The sequence below is a fragment of the Pseudomonas sp. FG13 genome, assembly GCF_057809755.1.
The window spans coordinates 602,369-615,985 of record NZ_JBMDKO010000001.1; the positions used below are offsets into that span (position 1 = coordinate 602,369).

Annotated in this window: 10 protein-coding genes and 2 pseudogenes; 9 read left to right on the forward strand and 3 right to left on the reverse strand. The window is 61.5% G+C overall.

Going from position 1 to position 13,617, the window contains the following annotated elements; translation table 11 throughout:
• The first annotated feature begins 236 nt into the window (after positions 1-236).
• From ACODTO_RS02520 to ACODTO_RS02540, 5 genes and pseudogenes are all read left to right on the forward strand, one after another.
• Positions 237-2,300, forward strand: a complete 2,064-nt coding sequence (locus ACODTO_RS02520) for a TonB-dependent receptor (RefSeq protein WP_489105917.1) — start codon at positions 237-239, stop codon at positions 2,298-2,300.
• Positions 2,301-2,407: 107 nt separating this feature from the next.
• A complete protein-coding gene (locus ACODTO_RS02525; protein ID WP_175362907.1) occupies positions 2,408-3,829 on the forward strand; it encodes a diaminobutyrate--2-oxoglutarate transaminase in 1,422 nt (473 codons plus the stop codon).
• 101 nt (positions 3,830-3,930) lie between these two features.
• A complete protein-coding gene (locus ACODTO_RS02530; protein WP_139642344.1) occupies positions 3,931-4,299 on the forward strand; it encodes a fe2+ zn2+ uptake regulation protein in 369 nt (122 codons plus the stop codon).
• A 229-nt stretch (positions 4,300-4,528) separates the two neighbouring features.
• A pseudogene (locus ACODTO_RS02535) lies at positions 4,529-5,206 on the forward strand (PAS domain-containing protein); the annotation flags it as partial.
• 114 nt (positions 5,207-5,320) lie between these two features.
• A pseudogene (locus ACODTO_RS02540) lies at positions 5,321-5,794 on the forward strand (methyl-accepting chemotaxis protein); the annotation flags it as partial.
• 38 nt (positions 5,795-5,832) lie between these two features.
• Here the strand turns inward: ACODTO_RS02540 and ACODTO_RS02545 are convergent.
• On the reverse strand, positions 5,833-7,320 hold the full coding sequence (locus ACODTO_RS02545; RefSeq protein WP_489105918.1) for an aldehyde dehydrogenase family protein: 1,488 nt from the start codon (positions 7,318-7,320) through the stop codon (positions 5,833-5,835).
• A gap of 207 nt (positions 7,321-7,527) precedes the next feature.
• On the opposite strand from ACODTO_RS02545, the gene ACODTO_RS02550 reads away from it, so the two are divergent.
• Positions 7,528-8,499 carry a methyl-accepting chemotaxis protein gene (locus tag ACODTO_RS02550; protein WP_489105919.1) on the forward strand — a complete coding sequence of 324 codons (972 nt, stop codon included), beginning with the start codon at positions 7,528-7,530 and terminating at the stop codon, positions 8,497-8,499.
• 39 nt (positions 8,500-8,538) lie between these two features.
• On the opposite strand, the gene ACODTO_RS02555 is transcribed toward ACODTO_RS02550, so the two are convergent.
• Together ACODTO_RS02555 and ACODTO_RS02560 are read right to left on the reverse strand one after the other, a co-directional pair.
• Positions 8,539-9,867, reverse strand: coding sequence for an alginate export family protein (locus tag ACODTO_RS02555; protein ID WP_489105920.1), 1,329 nt, complete (start codon positions 9,865-9,867; stop codon positions 8,539-8,541).
• Between the two features lie 66 nt (positions 9,868-9,933).
• Entirely contained in the window at positions 9,934-10,125 is a 192-nt protein-coding gene (locus ACODTO_RS02560) for a hypothetical protein (protein WP_139642350.1), read from the reverse strand.
• A gap of 31 nt (positions 10,126-10,156) precedes the next feature.
• Here ACODTO_RS02560 and ACODTO_RS02565 point away from each other — a divergent pair, with 31 nt between their 5' ends.
• The 3 genes from ACODTO_RS02565 (at position 10,157) to feaR (ending at position 13,307) form a co-directional block, all read left to right on the forward strand.
• Positions 10,157-11,656: an APC family permease gene (locus tag ACODTO_RS02565; protein WP_139642352.1), complete on the forward strand. Its 1,500-nt coding sequence runs from the start codon at positions 10,157-10,159 to the stop codon at positions 11,654-11,656.
• A complete protein-coding gene (locus ACODTO_RS02570) occupies positions 11,601-12,221 on the forward strand; it encodes a DUF3156 family protein (RefSeq protein ID WP_175362900.1) in 621 nt (206 codons plus the stop codon). Before ACODTO_RS02565 ends, ACODTO_RS02570 begins: the two co-directional genes overlap by 56 nt.
• A gap of 123 nt (positions 12,222-12,344) precedes the next feature.
• Positions 12,345-13,307 carry a transcriptional regulator FeaR gene (gene feaR / locus ACODTO_RS02575; protein ID WP_139642355.1) on the forward strand — a complete coding sequence of 321 codons (963 nt, stop codon included), beginning with the start codon at positions 12,345-12,347 and terminating at the stop codon, positions 13,305-13,307.
• Positions 13,308-13,617: the final 310 nt, after the last annotated feature.

Sequence of the window (13,617 nt, forward strand, 5' to 3'; positions counted from 1 at the left end):
CTCTTCTATCTTTTTCGACCCGTTACGAGACCTGAAGATGGCGCGCCAGGCGCCTCTGTAGGACTCGTCTGTAGTGTTTTGGATCTAATACAGGACGACATACTAGGTACAAATGAGAGAGATTATCAATACTATTTATTTAATTTTTTTTTTGGATTAGACTCCGCTCCGCTGGCGCCAAACAGCGTTCGGCCAGCTCAAAAAAACCAAAAATATCTGTCGCAGGGGTGCGGGGCTTGAATTTCAAAAAGAATACAATTGCGTTGGCTGTGGGGTCGGCAATCGGCCTCGGCAACTGTGCATGGGCAGCGGAAGAGTCCACTGCCGTGGAGATCGCTCCGATCACTGTGACGGGTGAGAAAATCAACCGTACCCTGGAGCAGACTCAGTCCAGCGTTGTAGTGGTCACCGAAGAGAAGCTGCGTGAGCATGCTGATAAGGACCTGGTGGATGTGTTTGCGCGCACGCCGGGTGTCTATAGTCAGGCCGGCAACGAAAACTGGGGTATTCGTGGCGTGCCGGTGTCCGGCTTTGACGACCAGGGGCCGGCAGCCCTCAACGGTGCGGTCTCCGTGTATGTCGACGGTGCCGTACAGCCGAACCGTGCGTTGACCTTGAGCCCGGTTCCGCTCTGGGACGCGGAGCAGGTCGAAGTGTTCCTCGGTCCGCAATCCACTACCCAGGGCCGTAACTCCCTGGCCGGTGCGGTGGTGATCGAGACGAAGAAACCGACGTTCGAGCCCAGCTTCTCGGCGCAGACCAGCATGGGGAATTATGGTGAGCATGGGGCGGCCGTCGCAGGTGGTGGCGCTATCGTCGATGACAAGATCGCCGGCCGGATTGCCGTGGACTATACCGACGGCGACGGCTACATCCGCAACACCACGCTGGATAAGGATGCCAACCCGCATCGCACCAGCAACAGCCGCGGCAAATTGCTGATCCTGCCCAATGACGACACTGACGTCCTGTTGACCTACGCCCATAGCGAACACCGCCAGGGTGACCGCTCGACGATGCGCGGCGCCGATGGAAAGCCCAGCTATTACGATATCGCGTCCAACACCGAGGCCTACGACAACCTCAAGCAGGACACCCTCAGCGCCAAGGTGGATTATCGTCTGAACGATGCCTGGTCGCTGACGAGCATGACCGCCAATACCAGCTCGGACTACAGCAACCGCCTGGACTTTGACCAGACCGCCGTGGACAACGAGGTCGTTCTGCGCAAGCAGGACGGTAACCTGTTCAGCCAGGAGCTGCGCCTGAACTACGCGTCGGACACCGTGAAGAGTTTCGTCGGTGCCTACTACGGTCACAACACCAACAAATTCCATGATCGGCTGTTGTTCGATAACGTCCTGGCTCGCACCGTCAAAGGTGATACCAAGATTGATAACCAGGCGGTCTTCGGTGAAGTCAACTGGACGTTCGTGCCGCGCTGGACATTGATCACCGGCCTGCGGTACGACCACGAAACGAACGATACCGACATCGAGGCAGACGGCCGCTTCGTTCCCGAGAAAATCAAGAAATCGTTTGATGCCGTGCTGCCGAAACTCGGCATCGACTACGAACTGGCAACGGACCAGTACCTCGGCTTCATGGTGCAGAAGGGCTATCGCGGTGGTGGCGTCAACCTGCGTTCCGGTAGCGGCCACCAGGCCTACGACCCGGAATACACCACCAACTACGAGCTGTCCTATCGCGGTTCATTCTTCGACAAGACCCTGCGCACCCGCGCCAACCTGTACTACACCGACTGGAAAGACCAGCAGGTCAGCGTGCGGCAGCCTGGCAGTACCGTCATTGACATCTATAACGCCGGTCGCAGTGACATCAAGGGCCTTGAGGTCTTCGTCGAGAAAGACGTCACCGATCAACTGACCCTGAACTTCGGTGGCGCAATCACCGATAGCAAGTACAAGGACTTTGTCGCTGACAATGGCCAGGACAGGAGCGGCGAGTCGTTCCTTTATTCGCCCAAATACAAGGCTTCGGTGGGTGGTGTCTATCGCTTCGACGATCGCCTGATGTTTGGCACCGATATCGTCTATCAGAGCACCGCGCCGTCGGAATACGAGTTCGACTCGAATGGCAAGGTCAGTGGCGAGCGCAAGAGCGATGCCTATGTACTGGTGAACTTCAACACCGAGTACAAAATCACCAAGAACGTTGCCGTGTCCGCCTACGTCAAGAACGCGTTCGACAAGGAATACATCACCAACAACCGTGACGACGACATCATCGACGTCGGCGCACCGCGCACGTTGGGCATGCTCCTGCGTTACGACATGTAAGCCCAGGGGCGCGGGAAGGCAATCTTCCCGCGCCCGGTTTGCCGTGTCACGGATGTTTGTTTTCAGGCTGTTGTTCCCTTCCAAACCCAGCCTCCATGGAGGAAATCATGAACGCTTTTTCAAATGCCACGACAGGTGGCGCGCCACAGCTACGCCTGTTGCATACCGGTCTGTCGAGCCCTTACTGCCTGGATCCGACGCCGCTGCTGGAACGCCAGCAACAGCAGGAATCCAATGCCCGCAGCTATCCACGGCGCATTCCCCTGGTGCTCGAACGGGCCCATGGTATTTATGTGCAGGACAGTCGCGGGCAGGTGTTCGTCGACTGCCTGGCGGGCGCCGGAACCCTGGCCCTGGGTCATAACCACCCGGTGATCGTCGAAGCCATCACCCAGGTCATGGCGGCCGGCGTGCCCATGCACACCCTCGACCTCATGACCCCGGTCAAGGACGCTTTCGTCCAGGAGATCTTCGCCTGCCTGCCCAGCGAATTCGCCCGTAACGCCCGCATCCAATTCTGCGGCCCGAGCGGTGCCGACGCGGTCGAAGCCGCGCTCAAGCTCACCCGCACCGCCACCGGCCGCCACTCGGTGCTAGCGTTCGAAGGCGCTTATCACGGGATGACCCTGGGCACGCTGGCCATCAGCGGCAACCTGTCGCCGAAAAATGCCCTCGGCGCACTGACGCCGGGGGTGCAACGCTTGCCGTACCCCCATGATTTCCGTTGCCCGTTCGGGGTGGCCGGGGACCAGGGCGTGACGTTGAACGTGCGGTATCTGGAGCATCTGCTCAATGACCCGGAAAGTGGCGTGACCGCCCCGGCGGCGATGATCCTGGAGCCGATCCAGGGCGAGGGCGGGGTGATTGCCGCGCCGGACCGCTGGCTCCAGGAACTGCGCCGCTTGACCCAGGCCCACGGCATTCCGCTGATCGTCGACGAGATCCAGTGCGGCATCGGCCGCAGTGGCCGGATGTTCGGCTTCGAGCAATCGGGTATCACCCCGGATGTCATCACCCTGTCCAAGGCCATCGGCGGTGGCCTGCCGCTGGCGGTGATGGTCTACAACGATTCGCTGGACACCTGGCAACCGGGCGCCCACGCCGGCACGTTCCGCGGCAATCAGCTGGCCATGGCAGCCGGCACCGCGACCTTGCGTTTCATTCGCGATGAAGGCCTGGTCAAGCATGCCGAAACCGTGGGCGCCCACCTGCGCAAACAGCTACAGGCGCTGCAAAGCGAGTTCGCCTGGATTGGCGACGTGCGTGGGCGCGGGCTGATGCTGGGCATGGAAATCGTTGACCCACAGGGCACCCTCGACGTGCAGGGGCATGCACCGGCGGATACTACCCGGGCCAAGGCGTTCCAGCAGGCCTGCCTGAAGCATGGCTTGATCGTCGAACTGGGCGGACGCCACGGTGCGACCGTGCGCTTCTTACCACCGCTGATCATCACCGAACAGGAAATCGATTTCGTCGCGCAAATCCTGTTCCAAGCGGCCAGCACGATCAACGAGCGTCCCGTTCGCTAAAGGATCCCCCAACAGGCTTGCCGACAGGGACGGCAAGCCTGTTGGTCGGGAAGAGGTCACCAGACTTTTGCTACCCGTACATTTTGAAAAGGACTATTCGCATGTACAGACATTCCGTATCCGCGTCTCCCGCTACACATAAACAAGGCGAGACAGCGGCCACTCGACAACCCCCCGAAGACGACCGCCACAGCATCCGGGAGTTGCTGCGACATTACGGCCTGCGCACCAGCCTGATCCGCCTCAAGGTCATCGATGCCTTGCTCGTTGCCGCCAGGGATGGGCGTTCCATCAACGTGCGCGGGGTGCACCACTACCTGGGGCTGTTTGCGGCCGAGCTGTCGCTTGTCAGTGTCCGTGAAGTGCTCAGACGGTTGTGTGATGAGGGCGTCATCCTTTTTCAGCCTGACAAAAGCTACCGCTTTACCCGCGAGGCCAGCGCAATACTGGAGCAATGCTCGAGCCGCTGACCGGATTAGATCGTTAGGGCCCTTGCGATGCTTTCTTGACGTCAATACATAATTTTGTTAGGCGGTATCAAGCCCCCGACTGATGAGTCGATAGCCCTACAAGGTCCGACTGATTTGTAGTTTCGTCGAGGGGTACGTCATGTTTAATTCAACGCTAAAAAACGAACTGATGGCCAGGACAGCCGAGTTGGCAACCTACAAGGGATTGGTTGGTGCATTGGAACGGTCGATGGCCGTTGTCGAGTTCAGCCCCGATGGCAAGGTGCTTCGGGCCAATGAGAATTTTCTCAGTACGATGGGTTACCGTGCGGACCAGTTGGGCGGTCTGTCCCATCGTGACTTCTGTACCCCCAAGCTGTCAGGCAGCGCTGAATATCGCGAATTCTGGAATCAGTTGCGTGCCGGTCAGTTCGTTTCCGGCACTTTTCAACGCGTCGGCGGACAAGGCCAGCACATCTGGCTGGAAGCCAGCTACAACCCTGTAAAGGATGAAAATGGCCGCGTCGTGAAGGTGGTCAAGTACGCACTGGACGTCACGGCCAAAGTCGCGAACGAGGCTGAAACCCGCGGCAGGCTGGCGGCGCTCGACCGGGCCATGGCGGTGATCGAGTTTGACCTGGGCGGCAACATCCTGACCGCAAACGATAATTTCCTGCACGTCATGAACTACTCGCTGACTGAGCTCAAGGGCAAGCATCACCGGATGTTTTGCGAACCGGAGCTGGTCAGCCGTTCCGAGTACAGCGATTTCTGGCGCCGTCTCAACGCCGGTGAGTTTTTCAGCGGCCAGTTCAAGCGTATCGGCAAGCACGGCAAGGTGGTCTGGCTGGAGGCGAGTTACAACCCGGTCTACGACGCTGAAGGCAAGTTGAGCAAGATCGTCAAGTTCGCCACCGACATCACCGAACGGGTGGAGAAGTTCGAGGAAGATTCCCGAGGGGCGTCCCGTGCCTATCACATCTCCGCCGAGACCGAGAGGGTCGCCGAGCAGGGCGCCCAGGTGATCCATCAGACGGCCAAGGAAATGCGCGAGATCGCCGACAACATCGGTGCCTCCGCGCGTCTGGTCGGGCAACTGGGGGCTCGTTCGGAAGAGATCACAGCAATCGTCAATACCATTCGCGGCATTGCCGAACAGACCAACCTGTTGGCCCTGAACGCTGCCATCGAGGCTGCGCGGGCCGGTGACCAGGGAAGGGGGTTCGCGGTGGTGGCCGACGAGGTCAGGCAACTGGCCGGGCGTACCAGTCGCTCGACGTCGGAGATCGCGGAAATGATCAACATGATCCTGTCCGAAACCCGCGAAGCGGTTGCCAGCATGAGCGTGACCCATGAGGGCGCGTTGCGCGGGGTGACCCTGGCCGATCAGGCCGGATCGGTTATCGTGCAGATCAGGGCCGGCACCACGGATGCACTCGAAGCGGTGAGCATGTTTGCATCCAAGCTCGATGAGTCCGATGTCATTCCCAAGACGGCAGTCGGCTGGGTGGGTTGAGACGAGCCGGATCTCCAGGGCGAACGCGGCCGCGGTCCTCAGTAGCGAATCATCACTGATTTGAGTTCGGTGTAGTCATCGATGAAGGCACCACCGAACTCCCGGCCGATCCCCGAGGCTTTGCTGCCACCGAACGGCACGGCCGGGTCGAGCAGGGTGTGCATGTTCACCCAGACGGTGCCGGCTTCGATGGCCGGCACCATGCGCAGGGCCTTGCTCAAGTCCTGGGTCCAGAGGCTGGCGCTCAGGCCGTATGGGCTGTCGTTCATCAGGTCCAGCAGTTCCTCCTCACTGTCGTAGGGAAAGAACGTCGCGATGGGGCCGAAGGTTTCTTCGTGGAGCAACGTGTCGTCACGACGGTGGGCGAGGATGATGGTCGGTTCGACATAACAGCCCGGCCCCTCGATCAGGTTGCCGCCGTGGACGATGGTGTTGTTCTGCGCCCGGGCCTTGGCGAAGCATTCGCCGAGTTTGCGTTGGTGCGGGCGGTTGCTGACCGGGCCGAACTGGGTGCCTTCATCCAGGGGGGAGCCGATGGTGAGCTGGCCCAGGCGCTGGGCCAGTTTGTCCATGATTGGCTCGATCTGCGAGCGGTGGACGAAGAACCGTTCCGCTGCGGCGCAGATTTGCCCTGAGTGCAGGAAGCCGGCTTCGATGATGCCGTTGACCGCCACGTCCGGATCCACATCCGGCAGGAACCCCGCCGCGTTCTTGCCGCCCAGCTCCAGGGTGGCACGGGTCAGTCCCGCACCCATCGCCGTCTGGCCCACCGCGATGCCGGTCGGCACGGAGCCAGTGAACGAAACCTTGTTGGTGCCCGGGTGCTCGATCAAGCCTTTACCCACCTGACCCCCACCGGTGAGCACGTTCAGGGCGCCCGCCGGCAGGCCGGCCTGCATGGCCAGTTCGGCGATGCGCAGGATGGTCAGCGGCGTGAATTCGCTGGGCTTGATGATGACGCTGCAGCCAGTCACCAGCGCCGAGGCAAGTTTCCAGATGGCGATCATGGTGGAAAAATTCCACGGCACGATACCCACCACCACGCCGACCGGTTCGCGCAGGGTGAACGCGGTGTAGCGCTCACCGGCGAAGGAGGGCAGCGACGGGGTGATGGTCTGGCCGCCAATCTTGGTGGCCCAGCCGGCGTAGTAGCGCAGGAAGTGAGCGGCCTGGTCGACTTCGAAGGCGCGGGAAATGTGAATGATCTTGCCCGACTGGCAGGTTTCGATCTGCGCCAGTTCTTCGCGGTTCTGCTCCATCAGGTCAGCCAGCTTGAGCAACACATGGCCCCGGACCGCCGGTGCCGTCTGGGACCATTCTTTGAAGCCGCGCCGGGACGACTCCACTGCCGCGTCGATATCGGCAGCCATGGCGTCGCTGACCTGGGCGATGACTTGACCGGTGGCGGGGTTGATGACGTCCAGGGTCTGGCCGCCTTGGCTTTCGACGTAGCGGCCGTCGATGAACAGGGCGTGACGCCGACCGAGAAAGGCGTCGACCTGAGGCAGCAGGGCAATATCGCTCATGGGAGTTTCCTGATCGCGAACAAGAGAAGACCCGAGGTTAATCGCTGGCGGATGGCGCGGCTTGACTGTGCCTGCCGTAACGTATGTCTGTGCCTGCCAGGGAGGCGTTGGCAGCCAGGAGCAAAACCCATTGCAGCCAGAAACAAGCCAGCGTCGTCGGTTTGCGGTCAGATCGGTGTTTCGACGTGATGGGCAAAGGGGCGGGCGATGTTTCTCCAGACTAACAGACAAAAGCTGGCATTGAGCGCTCAGGTGCAACGGGTGCTGGCCGGTGAAACCGACGACACAGCCGTGCTCGACGCGTATCCGCAGCTGCGGGCGTGCCTGGCCCGGCACGCTCGACAGATGGCGGAAGCCACCGAGCGCTTTCTTCGGCTCGAAGAACAGTTGGGCGAGCAAGTGGCCCGAAGTCAGCAAGGCGAGCGTGAACTCGAAACGGTGCATCAGCACCTGGCCCAAGCGGAGTTGCGCGAACGCGAACTGCAGATGCAGTTGGATGAATACCGCCAGCAGTTGCAGCAGCAACGCCAGGAAGCGCAGATCTGGGAGTTGCTGCAATCGACCCTGACCGAAGGCTGCTGGGACATCACGGTGGTCAATGGCGATCTTCAGCACCCTGCCAGCGGCATGCGTTTTTCCAGCCAGTTCCGCTCGCTGCTGGGCTACAGGCCAGACGAGCTGCCCGATGGCTGGGATGCCCAGGTGGGGATCACCCACCCGGACGACCTGCCGAAGATCATGGCGATTTTCGACCGGGAGATCCTCGGTTCCCAGGGCAGCGGCGAATACGTCTTCGAGTACCGCATGCGCCACAACAGCCGCGACTACATCTGGTGCCGTGAGCGCGGGCGTGCGGTACGGGATGCCCAGGGGCGACTGGTGCGGGTCATTGGCGCGGTGCGTGATATCAGCGATGAGCGTTCGGCCCAATCCACCCACCAGCGCATGCTGGAGCAGAACCAGGTCACCTACGCCCAGATCGCCACGGTGGTGGGGGTGATCAAGGGGATTGCCGACCAGACCAACCTGTTGGCCTTGAACGCGGCGATCGAGGCCGCCAGGGCGGGGGAGGTCGGACGGGGCTTCTCCGTGGTAGCCGATGAGGTGCGCAAGCTGGCGGAGAGTACCCGCCAGGCGACGCATCAGATCCAGACGATGCTGCATCAGCATAAACAGTAAGCGGATCGGGAGCCGCCGTCCTGGCCGCTCCCGATGCGTTCAGAACGGCACTGCCACCACCAGTTGGCTGTAGACGTTGGTGCCGTTGCCGCCCACCTGATTGCCACCGTTGCTCTCGTCCTTTTCCGGCTTGTACAGGCCCACCAGCGGCGTGACGATCAGGTGCTCGTTCAGCGCCCATTCCACATACAGGTCCAGCTCTCGGCCGTCGAGGTTCAAGGCCTGGCGGGTGTGCAGGGTCTTGTAGTCGAAGAGCAGCGCGCCGAGGGTCACGGTTTCCGCCGGCTTGAGCTTGAGGCCGACGTGCTGGATGGCGGTATTGCTGTTGAACGGGCCGGAATAGTTGCCGGCCACTTCGCCCTGGAACCAGGTCCCGTAGCCACGGCTCAGGCCGTTGAACATCGAGTCCCAGTTCTGCGAGTAGCGGCTGTAGCGATAGGTCAGGTCCGGCGTCCAGGGCAGCTCGGAGAAGGTATAGCCGGCCTCGGTGTACCAGGCTTTTTCCGGGCCGGCGTCCTTGTCCTGCCAGGCGTATTCGAAGGCGAAGTGAGCGTTTTCGATGCCGGCGTTGCCGCTGCCGCGCAGGCTGTAGATGTCCATGCCTTCGCGCTGCTTCTGGAAGTCGCTGGCGTAGTGATCATCGACGTCGATGCCATGGATGTAGGTCAAGCCCAGGGTGCCGGGCGCGCGGGTGTATTCCAGGGTACCGGCGGCCATTTCGGTGTTGGCCTGGGCGCGGTTATCGGACTTGATCCACATCAGGCTGCCATGCACGCCTTCCTTGCCGCCCAGGCGCAGCACGGCGGTCTTGTCGAAGGCGTGACGGGCCGCCAGGTAATAGGCGCCGCCCCGGTTGAACTCGCCATCCGCTGGGTCTTTGCCCAGGTTCAAGCCGTCGTCGTTGATGATGAAACCATCGCCCAGGGTGATCACCTGGCGACCATAGGACAGGTCGACGCCATCCTTGCCCAGCACCGGAAACAGATCCCCCGAACGCCAGCCGGCGAAGGCTTCATCGAACTGGGTGGTGCGTTCGGAACCGTCGCTCAGGCCGGCCGGATCGCCGTCGCCCCAGGTGCCGGAGCTGACCAGATTGGCCGTGCCGTAGACACTGCCCATGCTTGCGAGTGTCTGCTCGATACTCAGGCCATACTTGATGAAACCTTCCCGCCAGCTCGAACCGCCGGTGTTGCCGTCGTAGTTCTTGCGGCTGTTGAACATCCCGTAGACCGCCAGGAAGTTACCGGTGACAGTGGTGTCTTCGTCGGCGTAAAGCTCATAGGCCTGGACCGACGGCCCGGCGACCAGCAAGGCGATGCCCAGGCCAATGGCGTGGCGCAGCGGTGGTGTGTGATGTGTGTGCTCCATGGTGTTTCCCCAGTGTGGTTGGATGGCAGAGCACGCATTAAGGCGAGCGGGGGGCGGGGAAGTCTTTCACCTGGCTGCCAGGGAATTGACCCAGCCCGCCAGGTGACGGACGCTGGCAGGCAGCAACAAAACCGGCGGCAGACATGGGCAAGACGCCCGGGACGGCGCGGCGCAAAGTGAGGCTGCACGCAACGCCGTTTCGATCAGGGACTGGCTGGGGGGCTCGAATGCCGGCTCCTGGACGGCGGTGGCATCCATACTAAAAATCCGCTTATCGAGGATCTGCATCATGTCGATCAATGACCGGCTTACCGCGCACTTGAACCGGGGTACGGTGGGCTTTCCCACCGCCCTGGCCAGCACCATCGGCCTGATCATGGCCAGTCCGGTGATTCTCACCGCGACCATGGGTTTCGGTATCGGCGGCAGCGCGTTTGCCGTGGCCATGCTGATCGCCGTGGTGATGATGCTGGCCCAGGCGACCACGTTCGCCGAGGCCGCGTCGATCCTGCCCACCACCGGTTCGGTCTATGACTACATCAACTGTGGCATGGGGCGCTTCTTTGCGATCACCGGCACGCTGTCGGCCTATCTGATCGTGCACGTGTTCGCCGGCACCGCCGAGACCATTCTTTCCGGGGTCATGGCACTGGTGAACTTCGAACACCTGAACACCCTGGCCGAGTCCGCCGGGGGCTCCTGGCTGCTTGGGGTCGGCTTCGTCATCGTCTTCGGGGTCCTCAACGCTTTCGGTGTCAGCGCGTTTGGCAGGGCCGAGATCATCCTGACCTTCGGCATGTGGACCACGTTGATGGTGTTCGGTGTGCTGGGCCTGATCGCCGCGCCGGCGGTGCAACTGGAGGGCTGGTTCGGCGTCTCGCTGGTGGGCACTGACCTGATCACCATATTGTCGCTGGTGGGCATGGCAATGTTCATGTTTGTCGGTTGCGAGTTCGTGACGCCATTGGCGCCGGACCTGCGCAACTCGGCCAAGGTCATGCCCAGGGCGATGGTGCTGGGCTTGTTGAGTGTCGCTTCGTGCATGTTCATCTACGGCGCAGCCATGAAACGCCAGGTGGAAAACGTGCTGCTGGACGCTGCCAGCGGCGTGCACCTGCTGGACACGCCCATGGCGATTCCGCGCTTCGCCGAACAGGTCATGGGTGATATCGGCCCGATATGGCTGGGGATCGGCTTTCTGTTTGCCGGCGCTGCGACCATCAACACCCTGATGGCCGGCGTGCCGCGGATTCTCTATGGAATGGCGGTGGACGGTGCTCTGCCGAAGGTCTTTACCTACCTGCACCCGCGCTTCAAGACGCCGCTACTGTGCATCGTGGTGGCGGTGCTGATTCCTTGCCTGCATGCGCTGTGGCTCGGCGGCAACACCGACAACATCATGCACCTGGTATTGGCGGCGGTGTGTGCCTGGAGTTTTGCCTACCTGCTGGTGACCGTGTCGGTGGTCAGCCTGCGGATCCGTCGGCCCGACCTGCCACGGGCCTATCGCTCGCCGTGGTTCCCGTTGCCACAGATCCTGTCCAGCGTCGGCATCGTGTTGGGCATGTGGTTCATCACGCCACCGGGCATGAACCCGGCGGACATCTACATCCCGTTCGCGGTGATGCTCGGTGGCACCGCAGCCTATGCGTTGTTCTGGACCCTGGTGGTGCAGAAGGTCAATCCATTCACGCCGGCGTCGGTGGAAGACGTGCTGGCCAAGGAGTTTTCCCATGAACCAGGGCAACCTGTCGATGCGTTTGACGAGCGTGCTGCAAAAACTGTCTGAGCTGTTCAGCGCCAGCCGGGCCCCGGCCGGTTATCGGCCTGGGGTAACCCTGGAATATCTGCGGCGCAACCTCGGATTGGCTCGATTCGAGTTATCGGGGCCGGCGTCGGCGACGCTGGTCACCGACGACGGCAGCCTTCATCTGGAGGTTGTCGAACGCACCGAGTCACAGCTCCTGATGCACCTGGTGATGACTGAGTTCGTGCTGCGCGTGCCGGCATCGATAGAGGGCATGGCGCGCCTGGAATTGCACCATGGCGGGGCCATTCGCCGCAATGGCATTCGCTGCCGGCCGCGGGGCGGGGACACGGCGTTGGCGGCCCGGTTACAGGAGGCTGTAGAGCAGGACCCGGCGTTGTATCAGGCGCTCATGCCACTGGACTTCAAGCGCTTGCGCATCGAGCTGCAAGGGCGCGAATGGCGTGTGTGCCTGGAGCACATGGGCGGCAGCGAGGTGGTCAACCGCATGCCGGCCTTTCGTCGTTACATTCCTATCGGACACGAGCAGCGCAGGGCGTTGCTGACGGTCTTGAGCGGCTTGCAACGGGTCTTGAGGAACCTTTGATTCTGTTGTGATGCCCTGGCATCAATCCTGCTACTGCTCTGGCGATCAGGTACTTGTTGCGTGCATATAGATAACATGTTAACTATTGCCGTACAAAAACAATAAGCCACTGCGGAGAGCGCCATGAGCATGCAACAGGTTGGGCAAGACGGGCTGGAATCCTGGAACCGGGATCTGCGCGCCACTTGCGGTCACTTCGAGACGGAGTTGGCGTTTAATCGTGCGTTGTTCATCGGTCAGGTATCGAATTTCTGCCGTGGCGGCCTATCCCTTTCCAACCTGCGCACCAACGCCGGCTCCATCAAGCGCCATTCACCCAATCCGGATCACGACGATGATCAGGATTGCCTGCTGGTCAGTCAGCGCAGTGGTTACTGCCGCATCACCCAGAACGGCCTGAGCATCCAACTGGCCCCCGGTGAGCTGCTGTTGATGGATTCGGCCGGCTCGCTTGAGATCAGCCCGTTCGGCTTGATCGAGCACGCCGTGCTGTCCTTGTCTCGCCAGGATGTGTCGAGACAACTGGGCGCAGAGACCAAGACCTTCGGCAAGATCTCTTCGAGCAAGGCCTGCGGGCGGATGCTGCATGTGCTGATGGACCAGTTGTGCAAGGACACCCCGGACGGCGAGGGCGTGGAGGGGGAGGGGGAAGCCTTGCAGAATGCGTTTGTCTCGCTGCTGGGGTCGGCGCTGGAACACACCACCGATGCCCGCGATGACGCTGTGTCGCTGCAGGGCAGCCATCTGCGCAGCTATGTGCAGAAGGTCATCGACGAATCCTTGAGCCAGCCCGGCCTGAGCCCGGTCGGGTTGGCCAATCGCCTGAACATCTCGGTGCGGCACCTGTACCGTTTGTTCGAAGAGCAGGATGACAGCGTCTGCCGCTACATCCAGCGGGCACGGCTCAAGCGCAGTGCCGATGACCTGAGCAACCCGTTCCTGCGGGACGAATCCATTACCTCGATCGCCTACAAATGGGGCTTTACCGACTCGGCCCACTTCAGCCGTTCGTTCAAGAAGCAGTTCGAACAGTCACCCAAGGATTTTCGCTCCAGCCACCTGCAGCTGGCCTTGGGGATGGTTTGAGGCGGGATGGTTGTTGGCGGAACTACCGCCATCGCGAGCAGGCTCGCTCCCACAGGGGAGTTGTGGTGTGTGCGGTATTGGGGACACTGCTGAACCTGTGGGAGCCGGGCTTGCCCGCGATGACGGCGGCACATTCAACATCTCTGTGACAGATACACCGCTTTCGCGAGCAAGCCCGCTCCCACAGGGGAGTTGTGGTGTGTGCGGCATTGGGGACACTGCTGAACCTGTGGGAGCCGGGCTTGCCCGCGAAGGCGGCGGCACATTCAACATCTCTGTGACAGATACACCGCTTTCGCGAGCAAGCCCG